Genomic DNA, 17475 nt, shown 5'->3' on the forward strand with positions numbered 1-17475 from the left:
TAGTAGGCAAGACAGGGCACGACCCGTGCGTACTGACCCGCCGACGCGCTGACACTCCGGCAGACGTGCCAGCGCACCGACAATGAAACAGGGCCGCTTTCGCGGCCCTGTTTCTTTTGGCTTCCGGCAGATATTCAGATCGTGAACATCAGCGGGTGGCGTTGCACTCCGCCACGGCCACGGCCGTCATGTTGACGATACGGCGCGTGGTCGCCTGCGGATTCAGGATGTGCACCGGCTTGGCTGCGCCCAGCAGGATCGGACCCACCGTCACGCCCTGGCCGCCCGTGATCTTCAGCAGATTGAACGCGATGTTGGCGGCGTCCAGCGTCGGCATCACCAGCAGATTGGCGCTGCCGGCCAGCTTGGTGCCCGGCAGGAAATGACGGCGCACGTCTTCGACCAGTGCCGCATCGCCCTGCATCTCGCCTTCCACTTCGAGCTGCGGTGCCACGCGGGCCAAAATCTCGGCCGCATCGCGCATCTTGCGCGCCGACGGGCGGTTCGACGAACCGAACATCGAGTGCGACATCATCGCCACCTTCGGGTGCAGGCCGAAGCGTGCGATTTCCTCGGCTGCAAGCTGCGTGATGGCAGCCAGTTCCTCGGCGCTCGGATCATCGTTGACGAACGTATCCGTGATGAACAGTGTGTACTTTTCGAGCATCAGCGCGTTCATGGCCGCGAACACCTTGGCGCCCGGTGCCAGGCCGATCACGTCGCGCACGTGCTCCAGATGCGCCTCGAACCGGCCCACCGTGCCGCACAACAGTGCATCGGCATCACCCATGTGCATCAGCATCGTGCCGATCAGCGTATTCGAGCGGCGCAGCGCCACCTTGGCCATGTCCGGCGTCACGCCATCGCGGCCGCGCAGCGCGTGGTACTCCTCGTGATAGGCGCGATAACGCGGATCGTCCTCGGGGTTGATCAGTTCGAAATCGACGCCCGGACGCAGACGCAGGCCCGCCTTGTCGATACGCATCTGGATTACGTGCGGGCGACCGATCAGGATCGGGCGGGCCAGACCTTCGTCCACCACACCCTGCACCGCACGCAGCACGCGCTCTTCTTCGCCCTCGGCGTAGGCGACGCGTTTCGGCGCGGCCTTGGCGGCCGTGAACACCGGCTTCATGATCATGCCGGTGTGGTACACGTAGCTGGTCAGTTGCTGGCGGTAGGCTTCAAGGTCCTTGATCGGGCGCGTGGCCACGCCGGATTCCTCGGCGGCCTTGGCAACGGCCGGCGCGATCTTCTCGATCAGGCGCTGGTCGAACGGCGTCGGGATGATGTAGTCCGGGCCGAACTTCAGTTCACGACCACCGTAGGCTGCGGCCACGGCATCGTTCAGTTCGGCTTCGGCCAGCTCGGCGATCGCCTTCACGCAGGCCAGCTTCATCGCTTCGGTGATCTTCGTGGCGCCGCAATCGAGCGCGCCGCGGAAGATGTACGGGAAGCAGAGCACGTTGTTGACCTGGTTCGGATAGTCCGAACGGCCCGTGGCGATGATGCAGTCCGGACGCGCGGCCTTGGCCACTTCCGGGCGAATTTCCGGCTCCGGGTTGGCCAGCGCCAGGATGATCGGACGGTCGGCCATGGTCTTGACCATGTCGGCGGTCAGCACGCCCGCGGTCGAGCAGCCCAGGAACACGTCCGCATCCTTGACGATGTCGGCCAGCGTGCGGGCCGACGTGTCCTGCGCGTAGCGAGCCTTGTTGGCCTCCATGTTCGCGTCGCGGCCCTGGAAGATCACGCCCTTCGAGTCGACCACGTAGATGTTCTCGCGGTTCACGCCCAGGCTGACCATCGTATCCAGGCACGCGATTGCGGCGGCGCCCGCGCCCGAGACGGCCAGCTTGACCTTCGCGATGTCCTTGCCCACCACCTTCAGGCCGTTCAGCAGCGCCGCGGTCGAGATGATCGCCGTGCCGTGCTGATCGTCGTGGAAGACGGGGATGTTCATGCGCTCGCGCAGCTTCTGCTCGATGTAGAAGCACTCGGGAGCCTTGATGTCCTCGAGGTTCACGCCGCCGAGCGTCGGCTCCAGCGCTGCCACGATCTCGACGATCTTGTCCGGGTCGCGTGCATCGAGTTCGATGTCGAACACGTCGATGCCGGCGAATTTCTTGAACAGGCAGCCCTTGCCTTCCATCACGGGCTTGCCGGCCAGCGGACCGATGTCGCCCAGGCCCAGCACGGCGGTACCGTTGGTCACCACGGCCACGAGGTTGGCGCGCGAGGTGTACTCGGCGGCCATCGCGGGGTCCTTGTGGATTTCTTCGCAGGCGTAGGCCACGCCCGGGGAGTAGGCCAGCGACAGGTCACGCTGATTGGACAGGGCCTTGGTGGCCGTTACCTGGATCTTGCCCTTGGTCGGGCTGCGGTGGTATTCCAGCGCAGCCAGGCGCAGTTGCGCTTCGGGACTATTGGGGGCATGTTGCGGTGCATCACCGGTGGTCTTGCTGCTCATTCTCTGCTCGTCCGGGTAAAGGCGGGAAAAAATCGAGGAGCCATTCTAGCCCAGCCGCCACGCGGCGACAGGGCTTTGGCACGCCCGATTGGAAGATTTTGCCGCCACCGGACGCAAAACTCCTTTTACCGTACGGTAGCCAATACCTTTCGCCCCCGCCGGCGAAAGGATATTGCGCGGCGCCCTGCTACTTCTTGTCCTTGTCGACCTCCAGCGTCACGCGACGCGGCCGCCCGCTCTCGGCCGGGAAGTCCGCGAACGCGCTGCGGATCATGTAGGGCATCACCGCCGCCGGATTGCCACTCTCGGTCGTATTGGTGGCAGTGACCTGGTAGACACGCTTGCCGCTGGCTGCATCCTTGAAATAGACGCGCACGCTCGAATAGGTCACGGGCACGTCGCGTATCACGGTCTGGGGCGGCCAGTAGCCGGGGCCCCATCCCCAGGGGCCATAGGGTCGATACCCGCCATAAGGGCCCCAGTACGGCCCCCAAGGTCCGTACCAGGGGTCGGGATAGACGGTCTCCGCCACCTGGGCAATCCCGGGCGCGGCGTCGTAGTCCATTGTCACCAGATAGCGTGCCTGGCCCGCCGGGCGCTGCTCGAAGCCAAGTCCGGACAAGGTGTCCGCCAGCCACTGCTCGAAGGTCTGGCGCTCGAGTTGCTCTTCCTGCTGCGACGTGTGTTCGAACGCGTAGGTCCGCGGCGCGTCGTTCTGCCATCCGGCCTGCCGGAACGCGGTGACCTCGGTGGTCACTGTGGTGGCGCATCCCGCCAGCCAGAGCGAGCCCAGCGCCATCAGCGCCCAGAAGGCGCCCCGTCTTCCCCACTTCGTCACTGCTTTCCCTGATGCACGCATTCCCTGATACCTCGTTCTTCCTGATTTGGTTGCATTTCCTCAGACAGGAACAGCCCGATTGAATTCCCACGCCGCATCTGGCATCCCGCATTGCCCGAACCCCTTGGCTACAATGAGGGCTTCGAGGGCCGTCGCAATCTTCAGCACGCCGCCCGCCCCCCGGTCACTCCGAAGACAGGATTCCCCATGCTGCGCACCGATACGCCCGTCACCGTCTATCGCAAGGACTATACTCCGCCCGCTTTCGCCATCGACCACGTGGATCTCGTGCTCGACCTCGATCCGCAGCGTACCGTCGTCACCAGCACGCTGAAGATCCAGCGCACCGGCGCGGCCGACGCGCCGCTGGTTCTGGCCGGCGAGGAACTGGAACTGGTTGGCGTGCGCCTCGATGGCCAGCCGTTCTCCGGCGTCAGGCAGGACGGCGACTCGCTGACCCTGACTGGCCTGCCGGGAGCTGGCACGCTGGAAATCACCACGGCCTGCAATCCCGCCGCCAACACCACGCTGTCCGGCCTGTACGTCTCCAACGGCAACTTCTTCACCCAGTGCGAAGCCGAGGGCTTTCGCCGCATCACGTATTTCCTGGATCGCCCGGATGTGATGACGACCTACCGCGTTACGCTGCGCGCCGATCGCGCCGCAAGCCCGGTACTGCTTTCGAACGGCAACCTGCTCTCGCAACGCGATCTGCCGGATGGCAAACACGAAGCCGTCTGGGAAGACCCGTTCCGCAAGCCGTCATACCTGTTCGCGCTCGTGGCCGGCAAGCTCGAGCGCATCGAGCAAACCATCGTTTCGGCATCGGGCAAGCAAAAGCTGCTGCAAGTCTGGGTCGAGCCGCAGGACCTGGACAAGACGCGTCACGCGATGGACTCGCTGGTTCACGCGATCCGCTGGGACGAGCAGCGCTTCGGCCTGGAACTTGACCTCGACCGTTTCATGATCGTCGCCGTGGGCGACTTCAACATGGGGGCGATGGAAAACAAGGGCCTGAACATCTTCAACACCAAGTATGTGCTGGCCAACGCCCAGACCGCGACGGATGTCGACTTCGCCAATATCGAATCGGTGGTGGCGCACGAGTACTTCCATAACTGGACCGGCAACCGCGTGACCTGCCGCGACTGGTTCCAGTTGTCGCTCAAGGAAGGCCTGACCGTGTTCCGCGACCAGGAATTCTCGGCCGACATGATGGGCTCGGAATCGGGCCGCGCGGTCAAGCGCATCGAGGATGTGCGCGTGCTGCGCCAGGTGCAGTTCCCCGAGGATGCGGGTCCGATGGCCCACCCGGTACGCCCGGACAGCTACGAGGAAATCAACAACTTCTACACGGTCACGGTCTACGAGAAAGGCGCCGAAGTCGTGCGGATGTACCAGACCCTGCTTGGCCGCGACGGCTTCCGCAAGGGCATGGACCTGTATTTCCAGCGTCATGACGGCCAGGCGGTGACATGTGACGACTTCCGCGCGGCGATGGCTGACGCGAACGGCCGCGACCTGAAGCAGTTCGGCCTCTGGTACAGCCAGGCTGGCACGCCCGTGGTCACGGTCAAGACCGCATGGGACGGTGCCTCCGGCACGCTGACGCTGACGTTGTCGCAGCGCTGCCCGAAGGTTGGCATCGAAACGCGCGCTGGCATGCCGGACAAGCAACCGTTCCACATCCCGTTCGCTCTCGGCCTGATCGACGCGGAAGGCAACGACCTGCCGCTGCAACGCGAAGGGGAACCCAAGGCAGGCGCGAGCACGCGCGTGCTCGATTTCACGCAGGCCGAGCAGACCTTCCGCTTCATCAACCTGCCCCGCGGTGGCAAGGCGCCATTGCCCTCGCTGCTGCGTAATTTCTCGGCACCAGTCGTTGTCGATTACGAATACAGCGATGCGGAACTGACCTTCCTGCTCTCGCACGACACCGACGCATTCAACCGCTGGGAAGCCGGCCAACGCCTGGCCACGCGCGCGCTGCTGCATCTGGTGGCCGACGTCCAGGCCAATCGTGAACTGAAGCTCGACCCGGCGCTGGTGTCGGCGTTCCGCAGCGTGCTGACCGATGGCTCGCTGAATCCCGCCTTCCGCGAACAGGCACTGATGCTCCCCGCGGAGGCCTATCTGGCCGAACGCATGGGCGTGGCCGACCCGACGGCGATTCACCGCGCACGTCTGTTCCTGCGCGAAGGCCTGGCGCGCACGCTCAAGGCCGAATGGCTGGCCGCATACGAGGCCAACGCGACACCGGGCGAGTACAGCCCCGATGCCGACTCGATGGCCCGACGCGCGCTGCGCAATCTGGCGCTCGGCTATCTGGCCGACAGCGGAGACGCCGACATGCAGGCACTTGCGGACCGCCACTACCAGCAGAGCGACAACATGACAGACCGCTTCGCCGCGCTGTCTGCGCTGGTCAACAGCTTCGCGCCGGGCCGCGAACACGCGCTGACCGATTTCTACGAGCGCTTCGAAGACGACGCGCTGGTCATCGACAAGTGGTTCTCGCTGCAGGGAATGCAGCGCGGCGAAGTTGGCCCGCACGCGGGCAAGCGCACCATTGATACCGTGCGCGCGCTGATGCAGCATCCGGCCTTCAATCTGCGCAACCCGAACCGCGCCCGTTCGCTGATCTTCAGCTTCTGCTCGGGCAACCCGGCGCAGTTCCACGCCGAGGACGGCTCGGGCTACGCATTCTGGGCCGACCAGGTACTGGCGCTAGATGCGATCAACCCGCAGGTGGCCGCGCGCCTGGCACGCGTCATGGACCGCTGGCAGAAGTACGAGATGCCCCTGCGCGAACGGATGCGCGCGGCGCTGGAACGCGTGGCGGCCTCGTCGACGCTGTCGCGCGATGTACGCGAGATCGTCAGCAAGGCCCTGTCGGCCTGACCCGGAAAGTGGCATGTCCGCAGCGGCACACATGTAGAATTGCGGCCATCCAAGGAGAACCCCACCATGACACGCATCAGCCTCACCCGCTATCTGGTCGAGGAGCAGCGCAAGCACAACACGATCGAGCCGGAACTCCGGCTGCTGATCGAAGTGGTCGCGCGCGCCTGCAAGGCCATTTCCAACGCCGTCAGCAAGGGCGCCCTCGCGGGTGTGCTCGGCTCGGCCGGCACCGGCAACGTTCAGGGCGAAACGCAGCAGAAGCTCGATGTGATCGCCAATGAGGTGCTGCTCGACGCCAATGAATGGGGTGGCCATCTGGCTGCCATGGCGTCCGAGGAAATGGATTCGTTCTACGAGATCCCGAACCGCTACCCGAAGGGCGAATACCTGCTGCTGTTCGATCCGCTCGACGGATCGTCGAACATCGACGTGAACGTGTCGATCGGCACGATCTTCTCGGTTCTGCACATGCACAAGCCCGGTCAGACCGTGACCGAGCATGACTTCATGCAGCCGGGCACCCAGCAGGTGGCAGCCGGCTATGCCGTGTACGGCCCGCAGACCACGCTGGTGCTGACCGTCGGCAATGGCGTGCACATGTTCACGCTGGACCGCGAAGCAGGCAGCTTCGTGCTGACCCAGTCGGACGTAATGATCCCGGAAGACACCAAGGAATTCGCGATCAACATGTCCAACATGCGCCACTGGGCTCCGCCCGTGCGCCGCTACATCGATGAGTGCCTGGCCGGCGACGAAGGTCCGCGCGGCAAGAACTTCAACATGCGCTGGATCGCCTCGATGGTGGCCGACGTGCACCGCATCCTGACGCGCGGTGGCGTCTTCATGTACCCGTGGGACAAGCGCGAGCCCGAGAAACCGGGCAAGCTGCGCCTGATGTACGAAGCCAATCCGATGGCGTTCCTGGTCGAGCAGGCAGGCGGCGCGGCCACCAATGGCCAGCAGCGCATTCTGGACGTGGAGCCGACCAAGCTCCACCAGCGCGTATCGGTCATCCTCGGTTCGAAGAATGAAGTCGAACGCGTCACCCGATATCACCAGGAAGACGCCGCCAAGGCGTAACGGGTAGGTCCGGTTTCGACAAGCACAGGGCGCCTCGGCGCCCTGTCTGCTTTCCTGAAGCCAACAGCCGCACGGCGATCCGTAAAAAAGCGGCAGGCTTTGCCCGTTTTTTCGCCCGCGACGAGAGCGCCACTCGTGCGATGATTGCCATCTGTCGCCCACGGCCGCGGCTGGCAATTCCCACCGAACAGGGACTGCCACAGCGGAACGTTGAAAAAAGTCGCACCGGGGGCTTCACAAAATAAAAAGTCGCTGATATTATTGCGGGCTCTATCCGATTCGATCGATTCGCAAGCAACAGCGCAAATCGAGACCAAGCGGTAGAACAGGTTTCGCAAGTTTAAGGTTTCGCCGGTGTAGCTCAGTTGGTAGAGCAGCGCATTCGTAATGCGAAGGTCGTAGGTTCGACTCCTATCTCCGGCACCACTTGAAAGTAGAAAGGGCAACCCTCACGGGTTGCCCTTTTTGCTTTGCAGCCGACAGATAACTTGGGCACGACGACGCCCAAATATTCCCCAGCTGCCACATCCCCCGCTTGTCCCGCCTCGATCTGCTCTGAACTTCCCCTGCCTGACTGGAACGACGTGCGCGCAACAGGAGTCGCGTCACCCCCAGATGATCGATGAGCGATAGGCCGCCTCCCCCATCGCCGCTCAACGACACGACAGGCGCCATTGCCAACATCGGACCAAACTCCACCTCGCATCGCGTGGTCCGATCGTCCAGAGTCATTGCCATCTTCACCCCCTCCCTGCCAGTGACCATCCAACATTGGATGATGGAAATTCTGGGCGCGGGGAACGGTGAAAAACCGGGGGGACCTGCAGAATGCGATTCATCTCATCCCAACGGCCGCGCACTGGCTGCCCGAAGACAGTCCGCTAGCGTGCCGACTATCGATGCGATCCGAACATGGAGTCATCCATCAGTGCATCGACCGCGACATCGGGGTCTCCGAGCATACGCATGAGCACCGCTTCCATCCGTTCGATCGACGCCGACTTCGGCAGATGCTCCTGCACACCACACGCGCGCAGCGACGACGGCACATGCATCCACATGTTGTCCGACAGCAGCAGGACGCGCGCATTGGGTAGCGCCTGGTGCAGGCGCCGCAGCAGATACCAGTTGTCGAAGGCATCCACTGTCATGCCGTAGATGACCAGTGCGTCCTCCAGACTATGCGCGAACAGCAGGATCCCCTCGGGATCGATACTCTCCACCGGGCCGATGCCTGGCATACGTTCAAGCAGGCGTTGCATACCCAGCCTGGTCAGTGGATGGCTCTCAATCACGATCGCGCCCATGGTGTGCTCCTGTGCTCCGCTGTTTGTCTGCGGAGACACATGGCGCAAACGCCGTGCCAGCGGCGGTGAGCACCGGACGACGGCACGGCGTGGCGGCGATGCGTTACCGGAGGCGGGATGGAGGGCGATCAGGCCAGCGTGGCCTGGGGAGGCGACGTTACGACTCGCGTAACGTGTCACGTTCCCCGTAACGCGCTGCGTCCGTTTGAAAACAAGACCCGGAGGTGCGCCACCCGCGTCAGTTCACGGCGATGCGGTCGTCCACTACGCGTATCTGGCCGCCCGGCTTGTCTTCCATGACTTTGAGTACCTTGTGGCCGACCTGCAGCGTCACGCCGCCGTGGATATGTCGGCCCACCGCGATCTCCGCCTGCTCGGACGGCTTCATCTGCTCGGCCAGGCGGGCGATCTCCGCGTCGAGTTCGAACAGGTCGCGATTGATCCTGTACATCGTGGCACGCGCCTTCTCGCGAATGTCCCCCGTGGCGCGCTCGGGGTGCTTGGCAAAGAACGCTACGAGTTGCTGGAGTTTGCACTGTTCCTCGACGATCTTGCCGCGCCGGACTTCCAGTTCCGCCTTCTGCTCGTCGGCAAGCGGGTTGAGTCCGACCTGCACCGTCGTGGCCGTACCCGCCGGCGCGCCCAGGGTCCCAGTGCTGACACTCTGCATCGCCCGTGTACGCCCGCCGCTGATGCTGCCTGGCGCGGTCGGCGCGCCAACCACCACCCGTTCGCCCGCGGAGACGTCGCTCTGCCGGATCCCGCTCTCCACGATTACCTCGGCCACCGCCTCGACGATCGCATTCTGGATGAAGCGCGCATGAACGGAGCCCTTGCTGCGCACGCTGGCAATCTCACTCGGGGCGCCACCGCTCGCGGTTTCTGCCTTGCCGATGATGCCGCCCTTGACGATCACATCGCCGCCGGCCTGCACGCTGGCGGCTTCGATCGTCCCCTGCACAACCACATCACCGGTGACACGTACCGACATGCCGGTGCGGATATCGCCCGACACGCGGAGCGAGCCATCGAAATTGACGTTGCCGGAATGCAGGTCGACAGCATCGACGTCGACCACCGGACTGACGATCACACCATGTGGCAACACCCGGGGCGAGCCTGCGATCACGGCGATCAACAGCAGTGGATCATTCGGATCGGTTGCCACGCCGGTCAGATCGGACGCGTAGGGCGTATCCACCACAGCGTCGGCCGGAATCGGCTTGCCAAGTACATCCATGCCGTCCTTGCCCGATCTGGCCGGCGTGCGGCGCATCAGCGCGGTACCCGGGTTGACGAGCAGGAGACTACCGAGATCGCGCAGGTCGACACGCTCGTCCTCGTTCTCCGCCAGGACAGGCCTGCGGGGCTGGACGAGGCTCTCGAAGCGTGCTGTCTCACCCTGCAGGGGCGCCACGCCGCGCGCAATCTCGCGACCCTCGCAGCTACCGGCCTCCAGCGCAACGCCGATCGCCGCGCTGTCGAGCAAGGCCACCACCCCCATCGAAGCCGCGGCGGCGGCGATCTCTTCGGCCGTGATTGGCCGGCCGCCTTCCGGGCTCACCAGCGTCAGCAACAGCCGCAGCTTGTCGGCCGTGATTTCGAGTTCGAATTCGCCATCCAGGACGCTGCCGATCACTGCGTCGATCTCGCGATCGGTCAATTGGCATTGCGTCAGGAATCCCCTCACGGCAGCGGCGTCCAGCCGCGCGCCCTGCCAGCCGTGCTCGGCCAGGCAAGCTTCCAGGGAAGCGTCCAGACTGGCGCGATCGGGCGGCAAGTGGCCCGCGTCCGGTGTAAAGCAAGCCCTGACCTGGCTCCCAGGCTGGCTGAATTCCAGGCGCAACCCCGCGTCGGCTGTCATGTGTCCCCGCCTCTATGCTGCATGTCGCAACAGCCGGCCTGGGCCCATCGCCCGGGGACTTTCCGCAAAGACCCACCGAATCCGTCGCCAACTGTGCTTGTCGTCGATCCATGTTCAACGGCGCCGGCGGTGTGAACTTGAGCCCACAAAAGTAGGGGGGGCGCAATTTCGGTAAACTAGCGCCCTCCGATGTCCCCGCCCCAAGGCACCACCCCGATGTCCAGCACCTACGAAGTCCGTCCCGGCCAGTCAATCGAACTGCTCAAGGAACTCCACATCCTGACGCGTGACGGCAAGATGAATCAGGACAGCCGCCGCAAGCTCAAGCAGGTCTATCACCTGTACCAGTTCATCGAGCCACTGCTGCGCGAGGTAAAGGACGAAAAAGGCACGGTCTCGCTGGTGGACCACGGCGCGGGCAAGTCGTATCTCGGGTTCATCCTCTTCGATCTCTTCTTCAAGGACCTGAAGGACAGCTCACACATCTACGGCATCGAGACCCGCGAGGAACTGGTGACCAGCTCGCAGGCGCTGGCCAGCCGCCTGGGCTTCGGTGGGATGTCGTTCCTGAACCTCTCCGTGGCCGATTCGATCACGTCGCCCGCATTGCCGCAGACCATCGACGTCGTGACGGCCCTCCACGCGTGCAATACGGCCACTGACGATGCGATCCACTTCGCGCTGGCCAAGCAGGCGCGGCACATCGTGCTGGTGCCCTGCTGCCAGGCCGAGGTCGCGAGCGTGCTGCGCAAGCACAAAGGCAAGTTGCTGGCCGGCAATCCGCTGACGGAAATCTGGCGCCACCCACTGCACACGCGAGAATTCGGCAGCCAGGTCACCAACGTGCTGCGCTGCCTGCAGCTTGAAGCGCACGGCTACCAGGTCAGCGTGACGGAGCTAGTGGGCTGGGAACACTCGATGAAGAACGAACTGATCATCGCCCAGTACAAGGATTTGCCGCGCCGCCGTCCGGCCGAGCGCTTGCACAATGTGCTGGAATCGCTCGGCCTGGAAGAACTGAACGAGCGATTCTTCACCGCGCCCTGATCCGGGCCGCGTCCGGAGGACGCATCGGAGACCGCGCCGGAGACCGCCTCAGAGATCGCTCTTGCCAGCCATCCATTCGAGCCAGCCTGCGTGGCCGAGCCGGCGCATCGTTTCCATATTGCGCTCGTAGATGTCCTCCGCCTCCGGGAACGCTTCGGCGGCACGCGCGATGCTGTCTTCACGCAGCAGATGCAGGATCGGATATGGCGCGCGATTCGTGAAGTTCTCGATGTCGTCGGGCTCGGTACCCTCGAACTGGTAGTGCGGATGGAAACTCGCAATCTGCAACGTACCCTCGAGCTTCAGGCTACGCAGCAGGCGATCGGCGAAATACAGGAAGTCGTTGTAGGCCAGGAAGTCGCCCAGCGCGTGCGGCATGATCAGCAGAATCGTGTCGATCTGCTCCGGATCGGACGTTTCCAGCAGGCGCAGCTCGCGCTCGAGATCGTCCAGCACGTCCTCGTCGCGCGTTGCGTCGCTGATCACGTAGCGGACCTGATCCTTGACGTACACGCTCTTGGCAAACGGGCACAGGTTCAGGCCGATCACCGCGCGCGCCAACCAGTGGCGCACGTTCTCGATGATGCCATCGTTGTCGGCAGGATTGGCCAGCCCGGCCTGATCGGTCGTGTTCACGCTCATGCGTTCGCGATGCTCAAGGCCACGGCCTCGGCGACTTCGATGCCGTCGATCGCCGCCGAGTAGATTCCCCCGGCATAACCGGCACCTTCTCCGGCGGGATAGAGCCCTTTCACGTTGATGCTCTGATAGTTCTCGCGATCACGGCGAATCCGCAGCGGAGAAGACGTGCGCGTCTCCACGCCGGTCAGCACCGCATCGTGCATCGCAAACCCTGCGATCTTCTTGTCGATCTCGGGCAGCGCCTCGCGGATCGCGTCGATGACATAGTCTGGCAGTGCCGTGCTCAGGTCGGTCGGGGTCACACCCGGCTTGTACGACGGCTCCACCGAGCCGAGCGCCGTCGAGGCACGCCCGGCGATGAAGTCGCCGACCAGTTGCCCCGGCGCGCGATAGTCGCTGCCGCCCAGCGCGAACGCGCGCTCTTCCCACTTGCGCTGGAATGCGATCCCGGCCAGCGGGCCACCCGGGAAGTCCTCGTCGGGCGTGATCCCTACGACGATACCGGCATTGGCATTGCGCTCGGCGCGGTAGTACTGGCTCATCCCGTTGGTCACGAGCCGGCCCGGCTCGGACGCGGCGGCCACCACGGTGCCGCCCGGGCACATGCAGAAGCTGTACACCGCGCGGCCATTGCTGGCGTGGTGAACCACCTTGTAGTCGGCAGCGCCCAGCAGCTTGTTGCCGGCGAACTTGCCGAAGCGGCTGCGGTTGATCAAGCCTTGCGGATGCTCGATGCGGAAGCCCAGCGAAAACGGCTTGGCCTCCATGAAGACGCCTCGGTCGTGCAGCATCTCGAACGTGTCGCGCGCGCTGTGGCCCACAGCCAGGATGACGTGGTCACAAGGCAGATAGTCGCCAGTGGACAGCTTCAGCCCGCGCACCTGGCCGTTCTCAATATCGACATCGTCCACGCGCGTCTCGAAGCGGATCTCGGCGCCCAGCGACAGCATCTCCGCGCGCATCTTCTCGACCATGCTCACCAGCCGGAACGTGCCGATGTGCGGCCGCGCCTTGTACAGGATGTCCTCCGGCGCGCCGGCACGCACGAACTCGTTGAGCACCTTGCGGCCGTAGTGCTTCGGATCCTTGATCTGGCTGTAGAGCTTGCCGTCGGAGAACGTGCCCGCTCCGCCTTCGCCGAACTGCACGTTCGACTCGGGGTTCAGCACGCTCTTGCGCCAGAGTCCGAACGTGTCCTTGGTTCGCTCGCGTACTTCCTTGCCTCGCTCGAGAATGATCGGGCGGAAGCCCATCTGCGCCAGGATCAGGCCGGCAAGCAGGCCGCATGGGCCCAGGCCAATCACCACCGGTCGCGACTTCGGCCCGCCCTCGGGTGCGCGGGCAACGAAGTGGTAGGCCATGTCCGGCGTCACGCTCCAGTTCGGTTTGCGAGCCATCCGCTTCAGGGCGGCGGCCTCGTCCTTTACCTCGATATCGATGATGTAGGTCAGCTTGATATCGTCGCGCTTACGCGCGTCATGCGCGCGGCGAAAGACGGTAAAACCGATGAGCCCGTCGCCCTTGACGCCGATCTGCGCGAGATGGCTGCGCACGGCGGCATCCAGGTCGCTTTCGGTATGGTCGAGCGGGAGTTTGACTTCACTGAGACGTAGCATGGGGTACCGATGGTTCTGTGGCCTTGGTGTCTGGTGGCCGGGAGTTACCCAGCAGGAAGCCAGAACGGCCGAAGCGGGATTTTATCAGCCGCCACCATCCTGGGCGCGGCGCCGGTACCATGATTCGACAGTGCGCGGGCCCCTTCGCGGCCAGGCAGGTCCAACCTGTGACCTGGATCACTTGCACGCCCCCGGAATGCAGCGTGTAGGCGGCCTGGCTGATATCGCTGGCCAGCCAGCGCGGCGCGGTGGTCACGACAATGCACCCGCCCTCGACGTGCACGATCGTGCCGGCTGAAAGGTGTTCAAAAAAGCACTGGCCGGCAGCCAGCCGGATGGTGCGGGAAACGGGTCCGGGAAATTCGGTTGGTTCGGTCGGTTCGGCGGGCTTGATGAATGACATGGCGTGGCTCCTGGGTCGCAAAATCATGCAAACAAGGCTACCGAGCCGCCCGCCTTGCCAACAGGCACAAGCCATCGCAAGCGCAACCAGAACAGTTGTCAAACTTGCGCCCTGTTACGATACAGAGACACCGCATCTGTATCTGTTCCACTTCGCCCCATCGCGCGAAGATGCCCCCATGAACGCCAACCTCGCCGCCAGCCCTGCCCCCGCCGCATCGCCTCAATCCTCCGCCCCGCTCTACCAGCAGGTGGCTGGCCATTATCGGCAGGCGATTTCGGTGGGCACGCTGGCGCCGGGTGACCGGATGCCGTCCGTGCGTTCGCTGATGGGGCTGCACGACGTGAGCCTGTCCACGGCGCTCCAGGCCTGCCGCGAGCTTGAGGCGGCCGGCCTGCTCGAAGCGCGGCCGCGCTCGGGCTATTTCGTGCGTGCTCCTGCGCGGCCCTCGCTGGCCCCGATCGAAGAACCGGCCACCGGATTGCCGGATCCCGCGCAGTACGTCGGCATCCACCAGCGCATCTCCGCAATCCTGGCGCGCGGCCAGCATTACCGGATCAACTTCGGCGGTGCCTGCGGGGCGCCGGAGCTGTATCCGGCGGCCGCGTTGCGCAATGCCACCACGCGGGCACTGCGGCGATACCCGATGCTCTTTGGCAGTTCGGTCGACTTCGACGGCCACCCCGCGTTTCGCGCGGCATTGGCCAGGCACGCGTTGCGCGCGCGGATCAACGTCGCGCCCGAGGACATCGTGGTCACACACGGCTGCACCGAAGCCCTGACGCTGGCCCTGCGGGCCGTGGCGAACCCGGGCGATGTCATCGCCGTGGAATCACCGACGTACTACGGCCTGCTGCAGATTCTCGAAAGCCTGGGAATGCGCGCGCTCGAGATTCCTTGCAGCCCGCAGACCGGCATGTCGCTCGAAGCGCTGGATCTGGCCGCCCAGACCTACGACAACATCAAGGCCGTCTGCGTGGTGCCGAACCTGCAGAATCCGCTCGGCTGCGTCATGCCAGACACACACAAACAGCGCCTGGTGAACTGGTGCGCCACACGCGGTCTCACGCTGATCGAAGACGACTGCTGCTCGGCCACCTTCGACGACGAAGTGCCGCTGACGGCCGCCAAGGCATGGGACACCACGGGCTCCGTGATCTACTGCGGGTCGCTCCACAAGATCCTGGCGCCCGGAATGCGGCTCGGCTGGATCACGGCGGGCAAGTGGCAGGCGCGCGTGGAGATGCTCAAGTTCGGCCTGTCGCGCCCGAACGAGATGCTGACGCAGATCGCCGTGGCCGAGTTCATGGGCACGGGGGCGTTCGAGCGTCACCTGCGTCGCCTGCGCACCCAGTTGCGAACCCAGCGTGAATGGATGGCCCAGAGAATCGCAACCACCTTCCCGTCAGGCACCCGCCTGACGCTGCCGCGCGGTGGGCTGCATCTCTGGGTGGAAATGCCCCAGTCGATCTCGTCGGAAGCGGTCTTCGAACAGGCGCTGGCCGAGGGCATCCGGGTGATGCCGGGCGCCATGTTCTCGAACTCGAATCGCTTCAATCACTACCTGCGGCTGAACTGCGGCATTCCTCGATCTCCGGAAATCGAGCGCGCGCTCGATACCGTGGCGGGCGTGGTTCGGCGCATGGCCGCCTGAACGTGGCGCCGATGCCGACGCCGGCATCGTTCTTGCGAGATTTCTTCCCCGATTCGGGCACGCTCGCCTATCCTATTGCGCGATACGCCGAACACAAAAAATGGGGAGAGAAAATTGGCGCAAGGACCCGCCGCTTCGCGGCTCGACGATGACTATCGAACGCTGTTCCAGCTAGCGCCCGTTTCGCTGTGGCTGGAGGATTTCAGCGCGGTGCGGCAGGCCTTCACGCAGTTGCGGGCCGATGGCGTCACCAATCTGCGCCGCCACCTGCGCGACAACCCCTCGGAAGTGGCACGGTGTTCTTCTCTGATTCGCGTGCTCGACGTCAACCGCCGGACGCTGGACCTCTTCCGCGCCGCCGATCTGGATACGCTGGTTGCCAACCTCCACACCGTGTTTCGGGACGACATGTTCGATCAACACGTCGAGGAACTCGGACAACTGTGGGACGGCGACAATCGTTTCTCGAGCCAGACCGTCAACTACACGCTCGACGGCGAGCGACTCGACATCCGTCTGGAGGCCCGCGTCATGCCTGGGCACGAGGACGACTGGTCGCGTGTGCTGCTGTCGATCGAGGACATCACGGCCCGCGTGCGCAATGAACGTGACCTGCGCCGGGCCCAGCAGTACGCCGTGGGCCTGTTCGAGCATTCACCGGTATCGCTCTGGGTGGAAGACTTCAGCGTGGTCAAGATGCTGCTCGACGAAGTCCGCGCGGCAGGGATCACGGATTTCCGCACGTTCCTGAACGTGCACCCCGATTTCGTCTCGCGCTGCATGCAGGAAATCCGCGTGCTCGACGTCAACCAGCAGACGCTGGCGATGTTCGGCGCACCCAGCAAGGAAATCCTGCTGTCGCGACTCGGCGACGTGTTTCGCGACGACATGCGCATCCACTTTGCCGAGCAACTGGTCGACCTCTGGCATGAAAAGCTCTGGCAGCAGCGCGAAGTCATCAACTACGCGCTGGACGGCCGCCCGGTGGACGTGTTCATGCAGTGGTCGGTGTTTCCGGGGCGAGAGGCTGACTGGGACCAGGTGCTGGTATCGCTGACCGACATCACGGCACGCAAGAAGGCCGAAGCCTACGTCGAGTTCCTCGGCAAGCACGACGTGCTGACCAAACTCTACAACCGCGCGTACTACGAGGATGAACTGGCGCGGCTGGGCCGCAAGGGGCCGTGGCCGGTCAGCGTGATCGCGGTGGACCTGAATGGACTGAAGGCCGTGAACGATCAGTTCGGCCACGGGGACGGCGATGGCCTGCTACGCCGCACTGGCGAAGTGCTTAAGAAAGCCGTGGGCGAACAGGCATGCATTGCGCGCACCGGTGGCGACGAGTTCATGGTGCTGCTTCCCGGACGCGACGAACGGGGTGCTGCGACGGTGGTGGAGCAGATCGAAGAGGTGGTCGTCCTCAACAACCAGTTCTATCCCGGGGCGCGGCTGTCATTCTCGATCGGGTCGGCCACCTGCATGCAGGGAGACCGCCTGACCGATGCCGTGAAAACTGCGGACAGACGGATGTACGACGCCAAGCGCGCCTACTACGAGGCGCTGGGCAACGAACGTGCGACGCAGAACGACTGAGTACGAAAAAAGCCGGCTAAGCCGGCTTTTTCATTTTCGTTTGCAGCGACGCACGTC

The 17475-nt window shown here is 64.3% G+C and carries 12 protein-coding genes and 1 tRNA gene; 6 read left to right on the plus strand and 7 right to left on the minus strand.

Annotated elements, in window-relative coordinates:
* Positions 1-148: 148 nt before the first annotated feature.
* The gene (locus RN01_RS20405; RefSeq protein WP_017513029.1) at positions 149-2470 is read right to left on the minus strand and encodes an NADP-dependent malic enzyme; all 2322 of its coding nucleotides are present in this window, start codon (positions 2468-2470) and stop codon (positions 149-151) included.
* A 187-nt stretch (positions 2471-2657) separates the two neighbouring features.
* The gene (locus tag RN01_RS20410; protein WP_008649752.1) at positions 2658-3269 is read right to left on the minus strand and encodes a DUF4136 domain-containing protein; all 612 of its coding nucleotides are present in this window, start codon (positions 3267-3269) and stop codon (positions 2658-2660) included.
* A 246-nt stretch (positions 3270-3515) separates the two neighbouring features.
* On the opposite strand from RN01_RS20410, the gene pepN reads away from it, so the two are divergent.
* From pepN to RN01_RS20425, 3 genes are all read left to right on the plus strand, one after another.
* Positions 3516-6209 (plus strand): aminopeptidase N, encoded by a 2694-nt coding sequence (gene pepN / locus RN01_RS20415; protein WP_017513028.1) that lies wholly within the window; start codon positions 3516-3518, stop codon positions 6207-6209.
* Positions 6210-6275: 66 nt separating this feature from the next.
* Positions 6276-7292 carry a class 1 fructose-bisphosphatase gene (locus tag RN01_RS20420; protein WP_008649749.1) on the plus strand — a complete coding sequence of 339 codons (1017 nt, stop codon included), beginning with the start codon at positions 6276-6278 and terminating at the stop codon, positions 7290-7292.
* A 350-nt stretch (positions 7293-7642) separates the two neighbouring features.
* Positions 7643-7718: transfer RNA gene (locus RN01_RS20425), tRNA-Thr, on the plus strand.
* A 467-nt stretch (positions 7719-8185) separates the two neighbouring features.
* On the opposite strand, the gene RN01_RS20430 is transcribed toward RN01_RS20425, so the two are convergent.
* A complete protein-coding gene (locus tag RN01_RS20430) occupies positions 8186-8599 on the minus strand; it encodes a response regulator transcription factor (RefSeq protein WP_017515806.1) in 414 nt (137 codons plus the stop codon).
* A 238-nt stretch (positions 8600-8837) separates the two neighbouring features.
* Positions 8838-10463: a DUF342 domain-containing protein gene (locus RN01_RS20435; protein WP_024569098.1), complete on the minus strand. Its 1626-nt coding sequence runs from the start codon at positions 10461-10463 to the stop codon at positions 8838-8840.
* 216 nt (positions 10464-10679) lie between these two features.
* Between RN01_RS20435 and RN01_RS20440 the strand changes: the two genes are divergently transcribed.
* Positions 10680-11510, plus strand: coding sequence for an SAM-dependent methyltransferase (locus RN01_RS20440; RefSeq protein ID WP_008649744.1), 831 nt, complete (start codon positions 10680-10682; stop codon positions 11508-11510).
* A gap of 48 nt (positions 11511-11558) precedes the next feature.
* On the opposite strand, the gene RN01_RS20445 is transcribed toward RN01_RS20440, so the two are convergent.
* Genes RN01_RS20445 through RN01_RS20455 form a run of 3 tightly spaced genes read right to left on the minus strand, consistent with a single transcriptional unit; the run spans position 11559 to position 14171 of the window.
* Positions 11559-12152, minus strand: coding sequence for a DUF1415 domain-containing protein (locus RN01_RS20445; protein ID WP_017515321.1), 594 nt, complete (start codon positions 12150-12152; stop codon positions 11559-11561).
* Positions 12149-13768 (minus strand): NAD(P)/FAD-dependent oxidoreductase, encoded by a 1620-nt coding sequence (locus tag RN01_RS20450; RefSeq protein WP_024569096.1) that lies wholly within the window; start codon positions 13766-13768, stop codon positions 12149-12151. Before RN01_RS20450 ends, RN01_RS20445 begins: the two co-directional genes overlap by 4 nt.
* Entirely contained in the window at positions 13752-14171 is a 420-nt protein-coding gene (locus RN01_RS20455) for a hypothetical protein (protein WP_017513104.1), read from the minus strand. Before RN01_RS20455 ends, RN01_RS20450 begins: the two co-directional genes overlap by 17 nt.
* 178 nt (positions 14172-14349) lie before the next feature.
* Here RN01_RS20455 and RN01_RS20460 point away from each other — a divergent pair, with 178 nt between their 5' ends.
* Together RN01_RS20460 and RN01_RS20465 are read left to right on the plus strand one after the other, a co-directional pair.
* Complete coding sequence (locus RN01_RS20460) at positions 14350-15825, plus strand: PLP-dependent aminotransferase family protein (RefSeq protein ID WP_024569095.1); 1476 nt, start codon at positions 14350-14352, stop codon at positions 15823-15825.
* 114 nt (positions 15826-15939) lie between these two features.
* The gene (locus tag RN01_RS20465; RefSeq protein WP_017513105.1) at positions 15940-17418 is read left to right on the plus strand and encodes a GGDEF domain-containing protein; all 1479 of its coding nucleotides are present in this window, start codon (positions 15940-15942) and stop codon (positions 17416-17418) included.
* Positions 17419-17475: the final 57 nt, after the last annotated feature.

It is taken from the genome of Cupriavidus sp. SHE, assembly GCF_000812445.1.
In the GTDB taxonomy this organism is placed as follows: Bacteria; Pseudomonadota; Gammaproteobacteria; order Burkholderiales; family Burkholderiaceae; genus Cupriavidus; species Cupriavidus metallidurans.

Bases quoted from the DNA above. Each gene is read 5' to 3' on its own strand.
- RN01_RS20430 (WP_017515806.1), bottom strand. From the start codon at position 8,599: ATGGGCGCGATCGTGATTGAGAGCCATCCACTGACCAGGCTGGGTATG.
- RN01_RS20455 (WP_017513104.1), bottom strand. From the start codon at position 14,171: ATGTCATTCATCAAGCCCGCCGAACCGACCGAACCAACCGAATTTCCC.
- RN01_RS20405 (WP_017513029.1), bottom strand. From the start codon at position 2,470: ATGAGCAGCAAGACCACCGGTGATGCACCGCAACATGCCCCCAATAGT.
- RN01_RS20450 (WP_024569096.1), bottom strand. From the start codon at position 13,768: ATGCTACGTCTCAGTGAAGTCAAACTCCCGCTCGACCATACCGAAAGC.
- pepN (WP_017513028.1), top strand. From the start codon at position 3,516: ATGCTGCGCACCGATACGCCCGTCACCGTCTATCGCAAGGACTATACT.
- RN01_RS20420 (WP_008649749.1), top strand. From the start codon at position 6,276: ATGACACGCATCAGCCTCACCCGCTATCTGGTCGAGGAGCAGCGCAAG.
- RN01_RS20460 (WP_024569095.1), top strand. From the start codon at position 14,350: ATGAACGCCAACCTCGCCGCCAGCCCTGCCCCCGCCGCATCGCCTCAA.
- RN01_RS20410 (WP_008649752.1), bottom strand. From the start codon at position 3,269: ATGGCGCTGGGCTCGCTCTGGCTGGCGGGATGCGCCACCACAGTGACC.
- RN01_RS20435 (WP_024569098.1), bottom strand. From the start codon at position 10,463: ATGACAGCCGACGCGGGGTTGCGCCTGGAATTCAGCCAGCCTGGGAGC.
- RN01_RS20445 (WP_017515321.1), bottom strand. From the start codon at position 12,152: ATGAGCGTGAACACGACCGATCAGGCCGGGCTGGCCAATCCTGCCGAC.
- RN01_RS20440 (WP_008649744.1), top strand. From the start codon at position 10,680: ATGTCCAGCACCTACGAAGTCCGTCCCGGCCAGTCAATCGAACTGCTC.